Below are 16,059 nucleotides of genomic sequence, written 5' to 3'. Positions count from 1 at the left end.
GCATTCGACCAGATCGATAACGCGCCGGAAGAAAAAGCTCGTGGTATCACCATCAACACTTCTCACGTTGAATATGACACCCCGACTCGCCACTACGCACACGTAGACTGCCCGGGCCACGCCGACTATGTTAAAAACATGATCACCGGTGCTGCGCAGATGGACGGCGCGATCCTGGTTGTTGCTGCGACTGACGGCCCGATGCCGCAGACTCGTGAGCACATCCTGCTGGGTCGTCAGGTAGGCGTTCCGTACATCATCGTGTTCCTGAACAAATGCGACATGGTTGATGACGAAGAGCTGCTGGAACTGGTAGAAATGGAAGTTCGTGAACTTCTGTCTCAGTACGATTTCCCGGGCGACGACACTCCGATCGTTCGTGGTTCTGCTCTGAAAGCGCTGGAAGGCGAAGCAGAGTGGGAAGCGAAAATCATCGAACTGGCTGGCTTCCTGGATTCTTACATCCCAGAACCAGAGCGTGCGATTGACAAGCCGTTCCTGCTGCCTATCGAAGACGTATTCTCCATCTCCGGTCGTGGTACCGTTGTTACCGGTCGTGTAGAGCGCGGTATCATCAAAGTTGGTGAAGAAGTTGAAATCGTTGGTATCAAAGAGACTGCTAAGTCTACCTGTACTGGCGTTGAAATGTTCCGCAAACTGCTGGACGAAGGCCGTGCTGGTGAGAACGTTGGTGTTCTGCTGCGTGGTATCAAGCGTGAAGAAATCGAACGTGGTCAGGTACTGGCTAAGCCGGGCTCTATCAAGCCGCACACCAAGTTCGAATCTGAAGTGTACATTCTGTCCAAAGACGAAGGCGGCCGTCATACTCCGTTCTTCAAAGGCTACCGTCCGCAGTTCTACTTCCGTACTACTGACGTGACTGGTACCATCGAACTGCCGGAAGGCGTAGAGATGGTAATGCCGGGCGACAACATCAAAATGGTTGTTACCCTGATCCACCCGATCGCGATGGACGACGGTCTGCGTTTCGCAATCCGTGAAGGCGGCCGTACTGTTGGTGCGGGCGTTGTTGCTAAAGTAATGAGCTAATTATTGATTAATTAGCTTTGAGCTTAAAAAGGGCGCTTCGGCGCCCTTTTTGCTACCTGCAATTTAGTCGTTGTCATATTTATTCGCATTTTTTATTCATTCTCCCGCCGCGTAAATCGCGTTGTGCTATTGTAATCATAACTATTCTCATTTACACTTTGCGCAGAAATTGAACGGGAGCGATCATGTACGTTTGTTTGTGTAATGCGATAAGTGATAAAAAAATACGTCAGGCTGTTCGCCAGTTTCATCCTCAGTCCTTTCAGCAATTACGTAAATTTATTCCTGTTGGAAATCAATGCGGTAAATGCATTCGTGCTGCCCGCGAGGTCATGCAGGATGAATTAACACAAATGCCAGAATTTAAAGAGATCGCCTAAGTCACACTCTTTTTTTTGACATCCCTGTAGCCCCATCTACGCTCTAAGAGTGGAAGCGGAGGGACTATAAAATGAAAGGTGATGTTAAAATCATAAATTATCTCAATAAACTATTGGGAAATGAGCTTGTCGCGATCAACCAGTATTTTCTCCATGCTCGTATGTTTAAAAACTGGGGACTGACTCGCCTCAATGATGTTGAGTACCATGAATCTATCGATGAGATGAAACACGCTGATAAATATATCGAGCGTATTTTATTCTTAGAAGGGATCCCGAACTTGCAGGATCTTGGCAAGTTGGGTATTGGCGAAGACGTTGAAGAGATGCTGCAATCCGATCTTCGACTCGAACTCGATGGTGCTAAAGACTTGCGTGAAGCCATTGCCTATGCCGATAGCGTTCATGATTATGTCAGCCGGGATATGATGATTGAGATCCTGACTGAAGAAGAAGGGCATATTGACTGGCTCGAAACCGAGCTGGACCTGATTGCAAAACTTGGCTTACAAAATTATCTGCAATCGCAAATTAAAGTCAGTGACTAAGCGCCCAGTATCATACTTACCAGGCCAATAACAAAACCCGCAGCCGTCAGATATGGCCCAAATGGCAGCGGGTTTTTTAGTACCTGTTTCCCGTAACGGACGCAGGAAATCCCGGTGAGGCAACATGCCATACCCGCGGCAAGTAAAACCAAAAGTGGTAATGATTCCCAGCGATGCCATGCGCCTAGTGCGGCAAGAAATTTGACATCGCCAAAGCCTAACCCTTCCTGTCGGCATATCAAACGATATCCCCAGTAGAACAAAGCAAATACCCCATAACCCGCTACAGCACCCCAAAGCGCGTCGGATAACTGTTCAGGTCTGCAGCATTGATGATAAATAAGACCGCCCCACAAAAGAGGGCAGGTAAATTTGTCGGGCAGCAACCCGGTACGTAGGTCGTGGACTAAGAGCAACCCTGATAGCAAAACATAAATCAACAGAAAGGGGAGGTCGATGTACATGGGCAAGCCTTATCTGGTAAAGAGTTTACCTTCAGGTAAACCTGGCGGCCCTACAAGCCCGGGATGTGGGTTATGGATGCTCTCTTCCACGGAAAACGCGTTGCACCGCAGGACATACAATCAGAGTGGAAGGAGCGCCGCATTTGTGAACGAGTGATTAATTTCTACGCGGCACTTGCTTAAGACTGAGATTTACGTATAATGCGCGGGCTTGTCTAATATTGACAGCGGTTCGATATGAGCCACCGGTACTGCGAAAGCAATACCAGACAATGTTCCCAATCGGGGAACTCTGTAAGAACGGTTACACTCTCCCATCAATCGTAATGGGTTTGAGGAGTAACTATTTCGTCTATAAAATAATTGGAGCTCTGGTCTCATGCAGAACCAAAGAATCCGTATCCGTTTGAAAGCGTTTGATCATCGTCTGATCGATCAATCAACCGCGGAAATCGTCGAGACTGCCAAGCGCACTGGTGCGCAGGTTCGTGGTCCGATCCCGCTGCCGACCCGCAAAGAGCGTTTCACCGTTCTGATCTCCCCGCACGTCAACAAAGACGCGCGTGATCAGTACGAGATCCGTACTCACAAGCGTCTGGTTGACATCGTTGAGCCAACTGAAAAAACCGTTGATGCTCTGATGCGTCTGGACCTGGCTGCCGGTGTAGACGTGCAGATCAGCCTGGGTTAATCAGGTCATCGAGCGATTGAGAGGTTGATACAATGATTGGTTTAGTCGGTAAAAAAGTGGGTATGACCCGCATCTTCACTGAAGATGGCGTATCTATCCCAGTAACCGTTATCGAAGTTGAAGCAAACCGCGTTACTCAGGTTAAAGATCTGGCTAACGATGGCTATCGCGCTGTTCAGGTTACCACCGGTGCTAAAAAAGCTAACCGCGTAACTAAGCCGGAAGCTGGCCACTTTGCTAAAGCTGGCGTAGAAGCTGGCCGCGGCCTGTGGGAGTTCCGTCTGGCAGATGGTGAAGAATACACCGTTGGTCAGAACATTAGCGTTGAACTGTTTGCTGACGTTAAAAAAGTTGACGTAACCGGTACCTCTAAAGGTAAAGGTTTCGCTGGTACCGTTAAGCGCTGGAACTTCCGTACCCAGGACGCTACTCACGGTAACTCCTTGTCTCACCGCGTTCCGGGTTCTATCGGTCAGAACCAGACTCCGGGCAAAGTGTTCAAAGGCAAGAAAATGGCAGGTCAGCTGGGCAACGAACGTGTAACCGTTCAGAGCCTGGACGTAGTACGTGTTGACGCTGAGCGCAACCTGCTGCTGGTTAAAGGTGGTGTTCCGGGTGCGACCGGTTGCGACCTGATCGTTAAACCAGCTGTGAAGGCGTAAGGGGATAGCAATGGAATTAGTATTGAAAGACGCGCAGAGCGCGCTGACTGTTTCCGAAACTACCTTCGGTCGTGATTTCAACGAAGCGCTGGTTCACCAGGTTGTTGTTGCTTATGCAGCTGGTGCTCGTCAGGGTACTCGTGCTCAGAAGACTCGTGCTGAAGTAACTGGTTCAGGCAAAAAGCCGTGGCGCCAGAAAGGTACCGGCCGTGCGCGTTCAGGTTCTATCAAGAGCCCGATCTGGCGTTCAGGTGGCGTGACCTTCGCTGCTCGTCCACAGGACCACAGTCAAAAAGTTAACAAAAAGATGTACCGCGGCGCGCTGAAAAGCATTCTGTCCGAACTGGTACGTCAGGATCGTCTGATCGTTGTCGAATCATTCTCTGTAGAAGCGCCTAAAACTAAGCTGCTGGCACAGAAACTGAAAGACATGGCTCTGGAAGATGTGCTGATCATCACCGGTGAGCTGGACGAAAACCTGTTCCTGGCTGCGCGCAACCTGCACAAGGTTGACGTACGCGATGCAACTGGTATCGACCCGGTTAGCCTGATCGCCTTCGACAAAGTCGTAATGACTGCTGATGCTGTTAAGCAAGTTGAGGAGATGCTGGCATGATTCGTGAAGAACGTCTGCTGAAAGTGCTGCGCGCACCGCACGTTTCTGAAAAAGCGTCTACTGCGATGGAAAAAACTAACACCATCGTTCTCAAAGTTGCTAAAGACGCGACCAAAGCAGAAATCAAAGCTGCTGTGCAGAAACTGTTTGAAGTCGAAGTCGAAGTCGTTAACACCCTGGTAGTTAAAGGGAAAGTTAAACGTCACGGACAGCGTATCGGTCGTCGTAGCGACTGGAAAAAAGCTTACGTCACCCTGAAGGAAGGCCAGAATCTGGACTTCGTCGGCGGCGCTGAGTAAGTCGGAGGAGTAATACAATGGCAGTTGTTAAATGTAAACCGACATCTCCGGGTCGTCGCCACGTTGTTAAAGTGGTCAACCCAGAGCTGCACAAGGGCAAACCTTTTGCTCCGCTGGTTGAAAAAAACAGCAAATCCGGTGGTCGTAACAACAATGGCCGCATCACCACTCGTCACATCGGTGGTGGTCACAAGCAGGCTTATCGTATTGTTGACTTCAAACGCAACAAAGACGGTATCCCGGCAGTTGTTGAACGTCTTGAGTACGATCCGAACCGCTCCGCGAACATCGCGCTGGTTCTGTACAAAGACGGTGAACGCCGTTACATCCTGGCCCCTAAAGGCCTGAAAGCTGGCGACCAGATTCAGTCTGGCGTTGATGCTGCAATCAAAGCAGGTAACACCCTGCCGATGCGCAATATCCCGGTTGGTTCTACCGTTCATAACGTAGAAATGAAACCAGGTAAAGGCGGTCAGCTGGCACGTTCCGCTGGTACTTACGTTCAGATCGTTGCTCGTGATGGTGCTTATGTCACCCTGCGTCTGCGTTCTGGTGAAATGCGTAAAGTCGAAGCAGACTGCCGTGCAACTCTGGGCGAAGTTGGCAATGCTGAGCATATGCTGCGCGTTCTGGGTAAAGCAGGTGCTGCACGCTGGCGTGGTGTTCGTCCTACCGTTCGCGGTACTGCGATGAACCCAGTCGACCACCCACATGGTGGTGGTGAAGGTCGTAACTTTGGTAAGCACCCGGTAACTCCGTGGGGCGTTCAGACCAAAGGTAAGAAGACCCGCAGCAACAAGCGTACTGATAAATTCATCGTACGTCGCCGTAGCAAATAATTTTAGAGGATAAGCCATGCCACGTTCTCTCAAGAAAGGTCCTTTTATTGACCTGCACTTGCTGAAGAAGGTAGAGAAAGCGGTGGAAAGCGGAGACAAGAAGCCCCTGCGCACTTGGTCCCGTCGTTCAACGATCTTTCCTAACATGATCGGTTTGACCATCGCTGTCCATAATGGTCGTCAGCACGTTCCGGTATTTGTTTCCGACGAAATGGTCGGTCACAAACTGGGTGAATTCGCACCGACTCGTACTTATCGCGGCCACGCTGCTGATAAAAAAGCGAAGAAGAAATAAGGTAGGAGGAAGAGATGGAAACTTTAGCTCAACATCGCCATGCTCGTTCTTCTGCTCAGAAGGTTCGCCTTGTTGCAGACCTGATTCGCGGTAAGAAAGTGTCGCAGGCTCTGGATATTCTGACCTACACCAATAAGAAAGCGGCTGTACTGGTTAAGAAAGTCCTGGAATCTGCCATTGCTAACGCTGAACACAACGATGGCGCTGACATTGACGATCTGAAAGTTACGAAAATTTTCGTAGACGAAGGCCCGAGCATGAAGCGCATTATGCCGCGTGCAAAAGGTCGTGCAGATCGCATCCTGAAGCGCACCAGCCACATTACTGTGGTTGTGTCCGATCGCTGAGACTCTGGAGACTAGCAATGGGTCAGAAAGTACATCCTAATGGTATTCGCCTGGGTATTGTAAAACCATGGAACTCAACCTGGTTTGCGAACACCAAAGAATTCGCTGACAACCTGGACAGCGATTTTAAAGTACGTCAGTACCTGACTAAGGAACTGGCTAAAGCGTCTGTATCTCGTATCGTTATCGAGCGTCCGGCTAAGAGCATCCGTGTGACCATTCACACCGCTCGCCCGGGTATCGTTATCGGTAAGAAAGGCGAAGACGTAGAAAAACTGCGCAAAGTCGTAGCGGATATTGCTGGCGTTCCTGCTCAGATCAATATCGCCGAAGTGCGTAAGCCTGAACTGGACGCAAAATTGGTTGCTGACAGCATCACTTCTCAGCTGGAACGTCGTGTTATGTTCCGTCGTGCTATGAAGCGTGCTGTACAGAACGCAATGCGTCTGGGCGCTAAAGGTATCAAAGTTGAAGTTAGCGGCCGTCTGGGCGGCGCGGAAATCGCACGTACCGAATGGTACCGCGAAGGTCGCGTACCTCTGCACACTCTGCGTGCTGACATCGACTACAACACCTCTGAAGCGCACACCACTTACGGTGTAATCGGCGTTAAAGTGTGGATCTTCAAAGGCGAGATCCTGGGTGGTATGGCTGCTGTTGAACAACCGGAAAAACCGGCTGCGCAACCTAAAAAGCAGCAGCGTAAAGGCCGTAAATAAGGAGCGTCGCTGATGTTACAACCAAAGCGTACAAAATTCCGTAAAATGCACAAAGGCCGTAACCGCGGTCTGGCTGCTGGCGCGGATGTTAGCTTCGGCAGCTTCGGTCTGAAAGCTGTTGGCCGTGGTCGTCTGACTGCCCGTCAGATCGAAGCAGCACGTCGTGCTATGACCCGTGCAGTTAAGCGTCAAGGTAAGATCTGGATCCGTGTATTCCCGGACAAACCGATCACTGAAAAGCCGCTGGCAGTGCGTATGGGTAAAGGTAAAGGTAACGTGGAGTATTGGGTTGCCTTGATTCAGCCGGGTAAAGTCCTGTATGAAATGGACGGCGTACCGGAAGAGCTGGCCCGTGAAGCATTCAAGCTGGCAGCAGCGAAACTGCCGATTAAAACCACCTTTGTAACTAAGACGGTGATGTAATGAAAGCAAAAGAGCTGCGTGAGAAGAGTGTTGAAGAGCTGAACACCGAGCTGCTGAATCTGCTGCGTGAGCAGTTCAACCTGCGTATGCAGGCTGCAAGTGGCCAGCTGCAACAGTCTCACCTGTTGAAGCAAGTGCGTCGTGACGTCGCACGCGTTAAGACTTTACTGACTGAGAAGGCGGGTGCGTAATGACCGATAAAATCCGTACTCTGCAAGGTCGCGTTGTTAGCGATAAAATGGAGAAATCCATCGTTGTTGCTATCGAACGTTTTGTGAAACACCCGATCTACGGTAAATTCATTAAGCGTACGACCAAACTGCACGTACATGACGAGAACAACGAATGCGGTACTGGTGACGTGGTTGAAATCCGCGAATGCCGTCCGCTGTCCAAGACTAAGTCCTGGACGCTGGTTCGCGTTGTAGAGAAAGCCGTTCTGTAATACAGTAGGCATTCTCAACGAATAAACGGCTCAGCGATGAGCCGTTTATTTTTTCTACCCATATCGTTGAAGCGGTGTTATAATGCCGCGCCCCCGATATGGGGCTTTTTTAACGACCTGATTTTCGGGTCTCAGTAGTAGTTGACATTAGCGGAGCACTAAAATGATCCAAGAACAGACTATGCTGAACGTCGCCGACAACTCCGGTGCACGTCGCGTAATGTGTATCAAGGTTCTGGGTGGCTCGCACCGTCGCTACGCAGGCGTCGGCGATATCATCAAGATCACCATCAAGGAAGCAATTCCGCGTGGTAAGGTCAAAAAAGGTGATGTGCTGAAGGCGGTAGTGGTGCGCACCAAGAAGGGTGTTCGTCGCCCGGACGGTTCTGTCATTCGCTTCGATGGTAATGCATGCGTTATTTTAAACAATAACAGCGAGCAACCTATCGGTACGCGTATTTTTGGGCCGGTAACTCGTGAACTTCGTAACGAGAAGTTCATGAAAATTATCTCTCTGGCACCAGAAGTACTCTAAGGAGCGAATCATGGCAGCGAAGATCCGTCGTGATGACGAAGTTATCGTGTTAACCGGTAAAGATAAAGGTAAACGCGGTAAAGTTAAGAATGTCCTGTCTTCCGGCAAGGTCATTGTTGAAGGTATCAACCTGGTTAAGAAACATCAGAAGCCGGTTCCGGCCCTGAACCAACCAGGCGGCATCGTAGAGAAAGAAGCAGCTATTCAGATCTCTAACCTTGCTATCTTCAACGCGGCAACCGGCAAGGCTGACCGTGTAGGCTTTAGATTCGAAGACGGCAAAAAAGTCCGTTTCTTCAAATCTAACAGCGAAACTATCAAGTAATTTGGAGTAGTACGATGGCGAAACTGCATGATTACTACAAAGACGAAGTAGTCGCTAAACTCATGACTGAGTTTAACTACAATTCTGTCATGCAAGTCCCTCGGGTCGAGAAGATCACCCTGAACATGGGTGTTGGTGAAGCGATCGCTGACAAGAAACTGCTGGATAACGCAGCAGCTGACCTGACAGCAATCTCCGGTCAAAAACCGCTGATCACCAAAGCACGCAAATCAGTTGCAGGCTTCAAAATCCGTCAGGGCTATCCGATCGGCTGTAAAGTAACTCTGCGTGGCGAACGCATGTGGGAGTTCTTTGAGCGCCTGATCACTATTGCTGTTCCACGTATCCGTGACTTCCGTGGCTTGTCCGCTAAGTCTTTCGACGGTCGTGGTAACTACAGCATGGGTGTCCGTGAGCAGATCATCTTCCCAGAAATCGACTACGATAAAGTCGACCGCGTGCGTGGTTTGGATATTACCATTACCACTACTGCGAAATCTGATGAAGAAGGCCGTGCTCTGCTGGCTGCCTTTGACTTCCCGTTCCGCAAGTAAGGTAGGGTTACTGAATGGCTAAGCAATCAATGAAAGCACGCGAAGTAAAGCGCGTAGCTTTAGCTGATAAGTACTTCGCAAAACGCGCTGAACTGAAAGCTATTATCTCTGATGTGAACGCGACCGACGAAGATCGTTGGAACGCAGTTCTCAAGCTGCAGTCTCTGCCGCGTGATTCCAGCCCGTCCCGTCAGCGTAACCGCTGCCGTCAAACAGGTCGTCCGCATGGCTATGTGGGCAAGTTCGGGTTGAGCCGTATCAAACTGCGTGAAGCCGCCATGCGCGGTGAAGTACCAGGCTTGAAAAAGGCTAGCTGGTAATTACCAATTGAATCACGGGAGTAAAGACAGATGAGCATGCAAGATCCGATCGCGGATATGCTGACCCGTATCCGTAACGGTCAGGCCGCGAATAAAGCTGCGGTCACCATGCCTTCCTCCAAGCTGAAAGTGGCAATTGCCAACGTGCTGAAGGAAGAAGGTTTTATTGAAGATTTTAAAGTTGAAGGCGACACCAAGCCGGAACTGGAACTTACTCTCAAGTATTTCCAGGGTAAAGCTGTTGTAGAAAGCATTCAGCGTGTCAGTCGCCCAGGTCTGCGCATTTATAAGCGTAAAGACGAGCTGCCGAAAGTTATGGCTGGCATGGGTATCGCAGTTGTTTCTACCTCTAAAGGTGTTATGACTGATCGTGCAGCGCGCCAGGCTGGTCTTGGTGGCGAAATTATCTGCTACGTAGCCTAATCGGAGGAAAAAATGTCTCGTGTTGCTAAAGCACCGGTCGTTATTCCTGCCGGCGTTGATGTAAAAATCAACGGTCAGGTTATTACGATCAAAGGTAAAAACGGCGAGCTGACTCGTACTCTCAACGATGCTGTTGCAGTAAATCATGCAGATAATGCACTGACCTTCGGTCCGCGTGATGGTTACGCAGATGGATGGGCTCAGGCTGGTACCGCGCGTGCCCTGCTGAATGCAATGGTTGTCGGTGTTACCGAAGGCTTCACTAAGAAGCTTCAGCTGGTTGGTGTAGGTTATCGTGCAGCGGTTAAAGGGAATGTAGTAAACCTGGCTTTAGGTTTCTCTCACCCAGTTGACCATCAGCTGCCTGCGGGAATCACTGCAGAATGTCCGTCTCAGACTGAAATCGTGCTGAAAGGCGCTGATAAACAGCTGATCGGTCAGGTTGCAGCAGATCTGCGCGCCTACCGTCGTCCTGAGCCTTATAAAGGCAAGGGTGTTCGTTACGCCGACGAAGTCGTGCGTACCAAAGAGGCTAAGAAGAAGTAAGGTAACACTATGGATAAGAAATCTGCTCGTATCCGTCGTGCGACCCGCGCACGCCGCAAGCTCCAGGAGCTGGGTGCAACTCGCCTGGTGGTACATCGTACCCCGCGTCATATTTACGCACAGGTAATTGCACCGAACGGTTCTGAAGTTCTGGTAGCTGCTTCTACTGTAGAAAAAGCTATCGCTGAACAATTGAAGTACACCGGTAACAAAGACGCTGCTGCAGCTGTAGGTAAAGCTGTTGCTGAACGCGCTCTGGAAAAAGGCATCAAAGATGTTTCTTTTGACCGTTCCGGGTTCCAATATCATGGTCGTGTCCAGGCACTGGCAGATGCTGCCCGTGAAGCTGGCCTTCAGTTCTAAGGTAGAGGTGTAAGATGGCTCACATCGAAAAACAAGCTGGCGAACTGCAGGAAAAGCTGATCGCGGTTAACCGCGTATCTAAAACCGTTAAAGGTGGTCGTATTTTCTCCTTCACAGCTCTGACTGTAGTTGGTGATGGTAACGGTCGCGTTGGTTTTGGTTACGGTAAAGCGCGTGAAGTTCCAGCAGCGATCCAGAAAGCGATGGAAAAAGCCCGTCGCAATATGATTAACGTCGCGCTGAACCACGGCACCCTGCAGCACCCGGTTAAGGGTACTCACACGGGTTCTCGTGTATTCATGCAGCCGGCTTCCGAAGGTACCGGTATCATCGCCGGTGGTGCAATGCGCGCCGTTCTGGAAGTCGCTGGAGTTCGTAACGTTCTGGCTAAAGCGTATGGTTCCACTAACCCGATTAACGTGGTTCGTGCAACTATCGATGGTCTGGAAAATATGAAATCTCCGGAAATGGTCGCTGCCAAGCGTGGTAAATCCGTTGAAGAAATTCTGGGGAAATAAACCATGGCAAAGACTATTAAAATTACTCAAACCCGCAGTGCAATCGGTCGTCTGCCGAAACACAAGGCAACGCTGCTTGGCCTGGGTCTGCGTCGTATTGGTCACACCGTAGAGCGCGAGGATACTCCTGCTGTTCGTGGTATGGTCAACGCGGTTTCCTTCATGGTTAAAGTTGAGGAGTAAGAGATGCGTTTAAATACTCTGTCTCCGGCCGAAGGCTCTAAAAAAGCGGCTCGCCGCCTGGGTCGTGGTATCGGTTCTGGCCTCGGTAAAACCGGTGGTCGTGGTCACAAAGGTCAGAAGTCTCGTTCTGGCGGTGGCGTACGTCGCGGTTTCGAGGGTGGTCAGATGCCTCTGTACCGTCGTCTGCCGAAATTCGGCTTCACTTCACGTAAAGCAGCGATTACAGCCGAAGTTCGTCTGTCTGACCTGGCTAAAGTTGAAGGCGGTGTTGTAGACCTGAACACGCTGAAAGCAGCTAACATTATCGGTATCCAGATCGAGTTCGCGAAAGTGATCCTGGCTGGTGAAGTCACTACTCCGGTAACTGTTCGTGGCCTGCGTGTTACTAAAGGCGCTCGTGCTGCTATCGAAGCTGCTGGCGGTAAAATCGAGGAATAAGTAGCAGATGGCTAAACAACCGGGATTAGATTTTCAAAGTGCCAAAGGTGGCTTAGGCGAGCTGAAACGCAGACTGCTGTTTGTAATCGGCGCGCTGATTGTGTTCCGTATTGGCTCTTTCATTCCGATCCCTGGTATTGATGCCGCTGTACTTGCCAAACTGCTTGAGCAACAGCGAGGCACCATCATTGAAATGTTTAACATGTTCTCTGGTGGTGCTCTCAGCCGTGCTTCTATCTTTGCTCTGGGGATCATGCCGTATATCTCGGCGTCGATCATTATCCAGCTGCTGACGGTGGTTCATCCAACGCTGGCAGAAATTAAGAAAGAAGGGGAGTCTGGTCGTCGTAAGATCAGCCAGTACACCCGCTACGGTACTCTGGTGCTGGCAATATTCCAGTCGATCGGTATTGCTACCGGTCTGCCGAATATGCCTGGTATGCAGGGCCTGGTGATGAACCCAGGCTTTGCATTCTATTTCACCGCTGTTGTAAGTCTGGTTACAGGGACTATGTTCCTGATGTGGTTGGGCGAACAGATTACTGAACGTGGTATCGGCAACGGTATCTCAATCATTATCTTCGCCGGTATTGTCGCGGGACTCCCGCCAGCCATTGCCCATACTATCGAGCAAGCGCGTCAAGGCGACCTGCACTTCCTCGTGTTGCTGTTGGTTGCAGTATTAGTATTCGCAGTGACGTTCTTTGTTGTATTTGTTGAGCGTGGTCAACGCCGCATTGTGGTAAACTACGCGAAACGTCAGCAAGGTCGTCGTGTCTATGCTGCACAGAGCACACATTTACCGCTGAAAGTGAATATGGCGGGGGTAATCCCGGCAATCTTCGCTTCCAGTATTATTCTGTTCCCGGCGACCATCGCGTCATGGTTCGGGGGCGGGACTGGTTGGAACTGGCTGACAACAATTTCGCTGTATTTGCAGCCTGGGCAACCGCTTTATGTGTTACTCTATGCGTCTGCAATCATATTCTTCTGTTTCTTCTACACGGCGTTGGTTTTCAACCCGCGTGAAACAGCAGATAACCTGAAGAAGTCCGGTGCATTTGTACCAGGAATTCGTCCGGGAGAGCAAACGGCGAAGTATATCGATAAAGTAATGACCCGCCTGACTTTGGTTGGTGCGCTCTACATTACCTTTATCTGCCTGATCCCGGAGTTCATGCGTGATGCAATGAAAGTACCGTTCTACTTCGGTGGGACCTCACTGCTTATCGTTGTTGTCGTGATTATGGACTTTATGGCTCAAGTGCAAACTCTGATGATGTCAAGTCAGTACGAGTCTGCATTGAAGAAGGCGAATCTGAAAGGCTACGGCCGTTAACAGTCGCCCGAGAAGTTACGGAGAGTAAAAATGAAAGTTCGTGCTTCCGTCAAGAAATTATGCCGTAACTGCAAAATCGTTAAGCGTGATGGTGTCATCCGTGTGATTTGCAGTGCCGAGCCGAAGCATAAACAGCGCCAAGGCTGATTTATTCGCATATTTTTCTTGCAAAGTTGGGTTGAGCTGGCTAGATTAGCCAGCCAATCTTTTGTATGTCTGTGCGTTTCCATTTGAGTATCCTGAAAACGGGCTTTTCAGCATGGTGCGTACATATTAAATAGTAGGAGTGCATAGTGGCCCGTATAGCAGGCATTAACATTCCTGATCAGAAACATGCTGTGATCGCATTAACTTCGATCTACGGCGTCGGCAAGACCCGTTCTAAAGCCATTCTGGCTGCCGCGGGTATCGCTGAAGATGTTAAGATCAGTGAGCTGTCTGAAGAACAAATCGACACGCTGCGTGACGAAGTTGCCAAATTTGTCGTTGAAGGTGATCTGCGCCGTGAAGTTAGCATGAGCATCAAGCGCCTTATGGATCTTGGTTGCTATCGCGGTTTGCGTCATCGTCGTGGTCTCCCGGTTCGCGGTCAGCGTACCAAGACCAACGCACGTACCCGTAAGGGTCCGCGCAAACCGATCAAGAAATAATCGGGGTGATTGAATAATGGCAAAGGCACCAATTCGTGCACGTAAACGTGTAAGAAAACAAGTCTCTGACGGCGTGGCTCATATCCATGCTTCTTTTAACAACACCATCGTTACCATTACTGATCGTCAGGGTAACGCACTGGGTTGGGCAACAGCCGGTGGTTCCGGTTTCCGTGGTTCTCGCAAATCCACTCCGTTTGCAGCTCAGGTTGCAGCAGAGCGTTGCGCTGAAGCCGTAAAAGAATACGGTATCAAGAATCTGGAAGTTATGGTCAAAGGACCGGGTCCAGGTCGCGAATCTACTGTTCGTGCTCTGAACGCCGCTGGTTTCCGCATCACTAATATTACTGATGTGACTCCGATCCCTCATAACGGTTGTCGTCCGCCGAAAAAACGTCGCGTATAACGCTGTCGTTTCTAGGATTGTTGGAGAAAGAAAATGGCAAGATATTTGGGTCCTAAGCTCAAGCTGAGCCGTCGTGAGGGCACTGACTTATTCCTTAAGTCTGGCGTTCGCGCGATCGATACCAAGTGTAAAATTGAACAAGCTCCTGGCCAGCACGGTGCGCGTAAACCGCGTCTGTCTGACTATGGTGTGCAGTTGCGTGAAAAGCAAAAAGTTCGCCGTATCTACGGTGTGCTGGAGCGTCAGTTCCGTAACTACTACAAAGAAGCAGCACGTCTGAAAGGCAACACCGGTGAAAACCTGTTGGGTCTGCTGGAAGGTCGTCTGGACAACGTTGTATACCGTATGGGCTTCGGTGCCACTCGTGCAGAAGCACGTCAGCTGGTCAGCCATAAAGCAATTATGGTAAACGGTCGTGTTGTTAACATCGCTTCTTATCAGGTTAGTCCGAATGACGTTGTTAGCATTCGTGAGAAAGCGAAGAAGCAGTCTCGCGTGAAAGCCGCTCTGGAGCTGGCTGAGCAGCGTGAAAAGCCAACCTGGCTGGAAGTTGATGCTGGCAAGATGGAAGGTACGTTCAAGCGTAAGCCGGAGCGTTCTGATCTGTCTGCGGACATTAACGAACACCTGATCGTCGAGCTTTACTCCAAGTAAAGCTTAGTACCAAAGAGAGGACACAATGCAGGGTTCTGTGACAGAGTTTCTAAAACCGCGCCTGGTAGATATCGAGCAAGTGAGTTCGACGCACGCCAAGGTGACCCTTGAGCCTTTAGAGCGTGGCTTTGGCCATACTTTGGGTAACGCACTGCGCCGTATTCTGCTCTCATCGATGCCGGGTTGCGCGGTGACCGAGGTTGAGATTGATGGTGTACTACATGAGTACAGCACCAAAGAAGGCGTTCAGGAAGATATCCTGGAAATCCTGCTCAACCTGAAAGGGCTGGCGGTGAGAGTTCAGGGTAAAGATGACGTTATTCTTACCTTGAATAAATCTGGCATTGGCCCTGTGACTGCAGCCGACATTACCCATGATGGTGATGTCGAAATCGTCAAGCCACAGCACGTGATCTGCCACCTGACCGATGAGAATGCATCTATTAGCATGCGTATCAAAGTTCAGCGCGGTCGTGGTTATGTGCCGGCTTCTACCCGAATTCATTCGGAAGAAGATGAGCGCCCAATCGGCCGTCTGCTGGTCGACGCATGCTACAGCCCTGTAGAGCGTATTGCCTACAATGTTGAAGCAGCGCGTGTAGAACAGCGTACCGACCTGGACAAGCTGGTCATCGAAATGGAAACCAACGGCACAATCGATCCTGAAGAGGCGATTCGTCGTGCGGCAACCATTCTGGCTGAACAACTGGAAGCTTTCGTTGATTTACGTGATGTACGTCAGCCGGAAGTTAAAGAAGAGAAACCAGAATTCGATCCGATCCTGCTGCGCCCTGTTGACGATCTGGAATTGACTGTCCGCTCTGCTAACTGCCTCAAAGCAGAAGCTATCCACTATATCGGTGATCTGGTACAGCGTACTGAGGTTGAGCTTCTTAAGACGCCTAACCTTGGTAAAAAATCTCTTACCGAGATTAAAGACGTGCTGGCTTCCCGTGGACTGTCTCTGGGCATGCGCCTGGAAAACTGGCCACCGGCAAGCATCGCTGACGAGTAACCGGATCACAGG

At 50.2% G+C, this 16,059-nt stretch carries 31 protein-coding genes; 30 read left to right on the top strand and 1 reads right to left on the bottom strand.

What is annotated here, in order from left to right:
- The 3 genes from tuf to bfr all read left to right on the top strand — a co-directional run.
- Positions 1-1,050 (top strand): elongation factor Tu (gene tuf, locus OGY72_RS08420; protein ID WP_063942044.1); only part of this gene is annotated, 1,050 nt, incomplete at its 5' end.
- A 185-nt stretch (positions 1,051-1,235) separates the two neighbouring features.
- Positions 1,236-1,430, top strand: coding sequence for a bacterioferritin-associated ferredoxin (gene bfd / locus OGY72_RS08415; protein ID WP_003031111.1), 195 nt, complete (start codon positions 1,236-1,238; stop codon positions 1,428-1,430).
- A gap of 71 nt (positions 1,431-1,501) precedes the next feature.
- The gene (bfr, locus tag OGY72_RS08410) at positions 1,502-1,978 is read left to right on the top strand and encodes a bacterioferritin (protein ID WP_003827773.1); all 477 of its coding nucleotides are present in this window, start codon (positions 1,502-1,504) and stop codon (positions 1,976-1,978) included.
- On the opposite strand, the gene OGY72_RS08405 is transcribed toward bfr, so the two are convergent.
- A complete protein-coding gene (locus tag OGY72_RS08405) occupies positions 1,975-2,442 on the bottom strand; it encodes a prepilin peptidase (protein WP_286547550.1) in 468 nt (155 codons plus the stop codon). The two genes, bfr and OGY72_RS08405, sit on opposite strands and share 4 nt — an antisense overlap.
- A gap of 379 nt (positions 2,443-2,821) precedes the next feature.
- Between OGY72_RS08405 and rpsJ the strand changes: the two genes are divergently transcribed.
- From rpsJ to OGY72_RS08270, 27 genes are all read left to right on the top strand, one after another.
- Positions 2,822-3,133, top strand: a complete 312-nt coding sequence (gene rpsJ / locus OGY72_RS08400) for a 30S ribosomal protein S10 (RefSeq protein WP_001181005.1) — start codon at positions 2,822-2,824, stop codon at positions 3,131-3,133.
- Between the two features lie 32 nt (positions 3,134-3,165).
- Positions 3,166-3,795 carry a 50S ribosomal protein L3 gene (gene rplC, locus OGY72_RS08395; RefSeq protein WP_003031117.1) on the top strand — a complete coding sequence of 210 codons (630 nt, stop codon included), beginning with the start codon at positions 3,166-3,168 and terminating at the stop codon, positions 3,793-3,795.
- A gap of 10 nt (positions 3,796-3,805) precedes the next feature.
- A complete protein-coding gene (gene rplD / locus OGY72_RS08390; protein ID WP_003031119.1) occupies positions 3,806-4,411 on the top strand; it encodes a 50S ribosomal protein L4 in 606 nt (201 codons plus the stop codon).
- Complete coding sequence (rplW, locus tag OGY72_RS08385; RefSeq protein ID WP_000617546.1) at positions 4,408-4,710, top strand: 50S ribosomal protein L23; 303 nt, start codon at positions 4,408-4,410, stop codon at positions 4,708-4,710. Before rplD ends, rplW begins: the two co-directional genes overlap by 4 nt.
- A gap of 17 nt (positions 4,711-4,727) precedes the next feature.
- Positions 4,728-5,549: a 50S ribosomal protein L2 gene (rplB, locus tag OGY72_RS08380; RefSeq protein WP_000301869.1), complete on the top strand. Its 822-nt coding sequence runs from the start codon at positions 4,728-4,730 to the stop codon at positions 5,547-5,549.
- Positions 5,550-5,565: 16 nt separating this feature from the next.
- A complete protein-coding gene (gene rpsS, locus OGY72_RS08375; RefSeq protein ID WP_001138115.1) occupies positions 5,566-5,844 on the top strand; it encodes a 30S ribosomal protein S19 in 279 nt (92 codons plus the stop codon).
- Positions 5,845-5,858: 14 nt separating this feature from the next.
- Entirely contained in the window at positions 5,859-6,191 is a 333-nt protein-coding gene (rplV, locus tag OGY72_RS08370; protein WP_000448832.1) for a 50S ribosomal protein L22, read from the top strand.
- Positions 6,192-6,208: 17 nt separating this feature from the next.
- Positions 6,209-6,910: a 30S ribosomal protein S3 gene (gene rpsC, locus OGY72_RS08365; protein ID WP_000529945.1), complete on the top strand. Its 702-nt coding sequence runs from the start codon at positions 6,209-6,211 to the stop codon at positions 6,908-6,910.
- 12 nt (positions 6,911-6,922) lie between these two features.
- Positions 6,923-7,333 (top strand): 50S ribosomal protein L16, encoded by a 411-nt coding sequence (gene rplP, locus OGY72_RS08360; RefSeq protein ID WP_000941208.1) that lies wholly within the window; start codon positions 6,923-6,925, stop codon positions 7,331-7,333.
- The gene (gene rpmC / locus OGY72_RS08355) at positions 7,333-7,524 is read left to right on the top strand and encodes a 50S ribosomal protein L29 (protein ID WP_000644742.1); all 192 of its coding nucleotides are present in this window, start codon (positions 7,333-7,335) and stop codon (positions 7,522-7,524) included. The genes rplP and rpmC overlap by 1 nt, the downstream gene beginning before the upstream one ends.
- A complete protein-coding gene (gene rpsQ, locus OGY72_RS08350; RefSeq protein ID WP_003031120.1) occupies positions 7,524-7,778 on the top strand; it encodes a 30S ribosomal protein S17 in 255 nt (84 codons plus the stop codon). Before rpmC ends, rpsQ begins: the two co-directional genes overlap by 1 nt.
- A 163-nt stretch (positions 7,779-7,941) precedes the next feature.
- Complete coding sequence (gene rplN, locus OGY72_RS08345) at positions 7,942-8,313, top strand: 50S ribosomal protein L14 (RefSeq protein WP_000613954.1); 372 nt, start codon at positions 7,942-7,944, stop codon at positions 8,311-8,313.
- 10 nt (positions 8,314-8,323) lie between these two features.
- Positions 8,324-8,638 (top strand): 50S ribosomal protein L24, encoded by a 315-nt coding sequence (gene rplX / locus OGY72_RS08340; RefSeq protein ID WP_003031122.1) that lies wholly within the window; start codon positions 8,324-8,326, stop codon positions 8,636-8,638.
- Positions 8,639-8,652: 14 nt separating this feature from the next.
- Positions 8,653-9,192, top strand: a complete 540-nt coding sequence (gene rplE, locus OGY72_RS08335; RefSeq protein WP_003031123.1) for a 50S ribosomal protein L5 — start codon at positions 8,653-8,655, stop codon at positions 9,190-9,192.
- Between the two features lie 14 nt (positions 9,193-9,206).
- The gene (gene rpsN, locus OGY72_RS08330; RefSeq protein WP_003031125.1) at positions 9,207-9,512 is read left to right on the top strand and encodes a 30S ribosomal protein S14; all 306 of its coding nucleotides are present in this window, start codon (positions 9,207-9,209) and stop codon (positions 9,510-9,512) included.
- A gap of 30 nt (positions 9,513-9,542) precedes the next feature.
- On the top strand, positions 9,543-9,935 hold the full coding sequence (gene rpsH, locus OGY72_RS08325) for a 30S ribosomal protein S8 (RefSeq protein WP_003031127.1): 393 nt from the start codon (positions 9,543-9,545) through the stop codon (positions 9,933-9,935).
- A gap of 12 nt (positions 9,936-9,947) precedes the next feature.
- Positions 9,948-10,481: a 50S ribosomal protein L6 gene (gene rplF, locus OGY72_RS08320; protein ID WP_003031129.1), complete on the top strand. Its 534-nt coding sequence runs from the start codon at positions 9,948-9,950 to the stop codon at positions 10,479-10,481.
- 9 nt (positions 10,482-10,490) lie between these two features.
- Positions 10,491-10,844, top strand: coding sequence for a 50S ribosomal protein L18 (rplR, locus tag OGY72_RS08315; RefSeq protein WP_000358960.1), 354 nt, complete (start codon positions 10,491-10,493; stop codon positions 10,842-10,844).
- A 14-nt stretch (positions 10,845-10,858) separates the two neighbouring features.
- The gene (rpsE, locus tag OGY72_RS08310; RefSeq protein WP_003031131.1) at positions 10,859-11,362 is read left to right on the top strand and encodes a 30S ribosomal protein S5; all 504 of its coding nucleotides are present in this window, start codon (positions 10,859-10,861) and stop codon (positions 11,360-11,362) included.
- Between the two features lie 3 nt (positions 11,363-11,365).
- Entirely contained in the window at positions 11,366-11,545 is a 180-nt protein-coding gene (gene rpmD / locus OGY72_RS08305; protein ID WP_001140434.1) for a 50S ribosomal protein L30, read from the top strand.
- Positions 11,546-11,548: 3 nt separating this feature from the next.
- The gene (rplO, locus tag OGY72_RS08300) at positions 11,549-11,983 is read left to right on the top strand and encodes a 50S ribosomal protein L15 (RefSeq protein ID WP_003031132.1); all 435 of its coding nucleotides are present in this window, start codon (positions 11,549-11,551) and stop codon (positions 11,981-11,983) included.
- A gap of 7 nt (positions 11,984-11,990) precedes the next feature.
- Positions 11,991-13,322 (top strand): preprotein translocase subunit SecY, encoded by a 1,332-nt coding sequence (gene secY / locus OGY72_RS08295; protein ID WP_001118864.1) that lies wholly within the window; start codon positions 11,991-11,993, stop codon positions 13,320-13,322.
- A 30-nt stretch (positions 13,323-13,352) separates the two neighbouring features.
- Entirely contained in the window at positions 13,353-13,469 is a 117-nt protein-coding gene (gene rpmJ / locus OGY72_RS08290) for a 50S ribosomal protein L36 (protein WP_000868187.1), read from the top strand.
- Between the two features lie 146 nt (positions 13,470-13,615).
- Positions 13,616-13,972, top strand: a complete 357-nt coding sequence (rpsM, locus tag OGY72_RS08285) for a 30S ribosomal protein S13 (protein ID WP_003031135.1) — start codon at positions 13,616-13,618, stop codon at positions 13,970-13,972.
- Positions 13,973-13,988: 16 nt separating this feature from the next.
- On the top strand, positions 13,989-14,378 hold the full coding sequence (gene rpsK / locus OGY72_RS08280; protein WP_003031137.1) for a 30S ribosomal protein S11: 390 nt from the start codon (positions 13,989-13,991) through the stop codon (positions 14,376-14,378).
- A 33-nt stretch (positions 14,379-14,411) separates the two neighbouring features.
- Positions 14,412-15,032, top strand: a complete 621-nt coding sequence (gene rpsD, locus OGY72_RS08275) for a 30S ribosomal protein S4 (RefSeq protein WP_003031138.1) — start codon at positions 14,412-14,414, stop codon at positions 15,030-15,032.
- 25 nt (positions 15,033-15,057) lie between these two features.
- Positions 15,058-16,047, top strand: a complete 990-nt coding sequence (locus OGY72_RS08270) for a DNA-directed RNA polymerase subunit alpha (protein WP_003031139.1) — start codon at positions 15,058-15,060, stop codon at positions 16,045-16,047.
- The last annotated feature ends 12 nt before the right edge of the window (positions 16,048-16,059 follow it).

The sequence above is a fragment of the Citrobacter sp. Cpo221 genome (genome assembly GCF_030332345.1).
GTDB classification, from domain to species: domain Bacteria; phylum Pseudomonadota; class Gammaproteobacteria; order Enterobacterales; family Enterobacteriaceae; genus Citrobacter; species Citrobacter portucalensis.
This window is presented reverse-complemented; position numbering and strand designations above follow the sequence as displayed.

What these genes read in the sequence shown, in the direction of transcription:
- rpsN (WP_003031125.1), top strand. Translation starts at nt 9,207, where the DNA reads ATGGCTAAGCAATCAATGAAAGCACGCGAAGTAAAGCGCGTAGCTTTA.
- rpmJ (WP_000868187.1), top strand. Translation starts at nt 13,353, where the DNA reads ATGAAAGTTCGTGCTTCCGTCAAGAAATTATGCCGTAACTGCAAAATC.
- OGY72_RS08405 (WP_286547550.1), bottom strand. Translation starts at nt 2,442, where the DNA reads ATGTACATCGACCTCCCCTTTCTGTTGATTTATGTTTTGCTATCAGGG.
- rplW (WP_000617546.1), top strand. Translation starts at nt 4,408, where the DNA reads ATGATTCGTGAAGAACGTCTGCTGAAAGTGCTGCGCGCACCGCACGTT.
- bfd (WP_003031111.1), top strand. Translation starts at nt 1,236, where the DNA reads ATGTACGTTTGTTTGTGTAATGCGATAAGTGATAAAAAAATACGTCAG.
- rpmC (WP_000644742.1), top strand. Translation starts at nt 7,333, where the DNA reads ATGAAAGCAAAAGAGCTGCGTGAGAAGAGTGTTGAAGAGCTGAACACC.
- rplF (WP_003031129.1), top strand. Translation starts at nt 9,948, where the DNA reads ATGTCTCGTGTTGCTAAAGCACCGGTCGTTATTCCTGCCGGCGTTGAT.
- rpsK (WP_003031137.1), top strand. Translation starts at nt 13,989, where the DNA reads ATGGCAAAGGCACCAATTCGTGCACGTAAACGTGTAAGAAAACAAGTC.
- rpsC (WP_000529945.1), top strand. Translation starts at nt 6,209, where the DNA reads ATGGGTCAGAAAGTACATCCTAATGGTATTCGCCTGGGTATTGTAAAA.
- bfr (WP_003827773.1), top strand. Translation starts at nt 1,502, where the DNA reads ATGAAAGGTGATGTTAAAATCATAAATTATCTCAATAAACTATTGGGA.
- rplE (WP_003031123.1), top strand. Translation starts at nt 8,653, where the DNA reads ATGGCGAAACTGCATGATTACTACAAAGACGAAGTAGTCGCTAAACTC.
- rpsD (WP_003031138.1), top strand. Translation starts at nt 14,412, where the DNA reads ATGGCAAGATATTTGGGTCCTAAGCTCAAGCTGAGCCGTCGTGAGGGC.
- rpmD (WP_001140434.1), top strand. Translation starts at nt 11,366, where the DNA reads ATGGCAAAGACTATTAAAATTACTCAAACCCGCAGTGCAATCGGTCGT.
- rpsH (WP_003031127.1), top strand. Translation starts at nt 9,543, where the DNA reads ATGAGCATGCAAGATCCGATCGCGGATATGCTGACCCGTATCCGTAAC.
- rplD (WP_003031119.1), top strand. Translation starts at nt 3,806, where the DNA reads ATGGAATTAGTATTGAAAGACGCGCAGAGCGCGCTGACTGTTTCCGAA.
- rplN (WP_000613954.1), top strand. Translation starts at nt 7,942, where the DNA reads ATGATCCAAGAACAGACTATGCTGAACGTCGCCGACAACTCCGGTGCA.
- rplB (WP_000301869.1), top strand. Translation starts at nt 4,728, where the DNA reads ATGGCAGTTGTTAAATGTAAACCGACATCTCCGGGTCGTCGCCACGTT.
- OGY72_RS08270 (WP_003031139.1), top strand. Translation starts at nt 15,058, where the DNA reads ATGCAGGGTTCTGTGACAGAGTTTCTAAAACCGCGCCTGGTAGATATC.
- rplR (WP_000358960.1), top strand. Translation starts at nt 10,491, where the DNA reads ATGGATAAGAAATCTGCTCGTATCCGTCGTGCGACCCGCGCACGCCGC.
- rplV (WP_000448832.1), top strand. Translation starts at nt 5,859, where the DNA reads ATGGAAACTTTAGCTCAACATCGCCATGCTCGTTCTTCTGCTCAGAAG.
- rpsE (WP_003031131.1), top strand. Translation starts at nt 10,859, where the DNA reads ATGGCTCACATCGAAAAACAAGCTGGCGAACTGCAGGAAAAGCTGATC.
- secY (WP_001118864.1), top strand. Translation starts at nt 11,991, where the DNA reads ATGGCTAAACAACCGGGATTAGATTTTCAAAGTGCCAAAGGTGGCTTA.
- rpsQ (WP_003031120.1), top strand. Translation starts at nt 7,524, where the DNA reads ATGACCGATAAAATCCGTACTCTGCAAGGTCGCGTTGTTAGCGATAAA.
- rplC (WP_003031117.1), top strand. Translation starts at nt 3,166, where the DNA reads ATGATTGGTTTAGTCGGTAAAAAAGTGGGTATGACCCGCATCTTCACT.
- rplO (WP_003031132.1), top strand. Translation starts at nt 11,549, where the DNA reads ATGCGTTTAAATACTCTGTCTCCGGCCGAAGGCTCTAAAAAAGCGGCT.
- rpsJ (WP_001181005.1), top strand. Translation starts at nt 2,822, where the DNA reads ATGCAGAACCAAAGAATCCGTATCCGTTTGAAAGCGTTTGATCATCGT.
- rpsS (WP_001138115.1), top strand. Translation starts at nt 5,566, where the DNA reads ATGCCACGTTCTCTCAAGAAAGGTCCTTTTATTGACCTGCACTTGCTG.
- rplP (WP_000941208.1), top strand. Translation starts at nt 6,923, where the DNA reads ATGTTACAACCAAAGCGTACAAAATTCCGTAAAATGCACAAAGGCCGT.
- rplX (WP_003031122.1), top strand. Translation starts at nt 8,324, where the DNA reads ATGGCAGCGAAGATCCGTCGTGATGACGAAGTTATCGTGTTAACCGGT.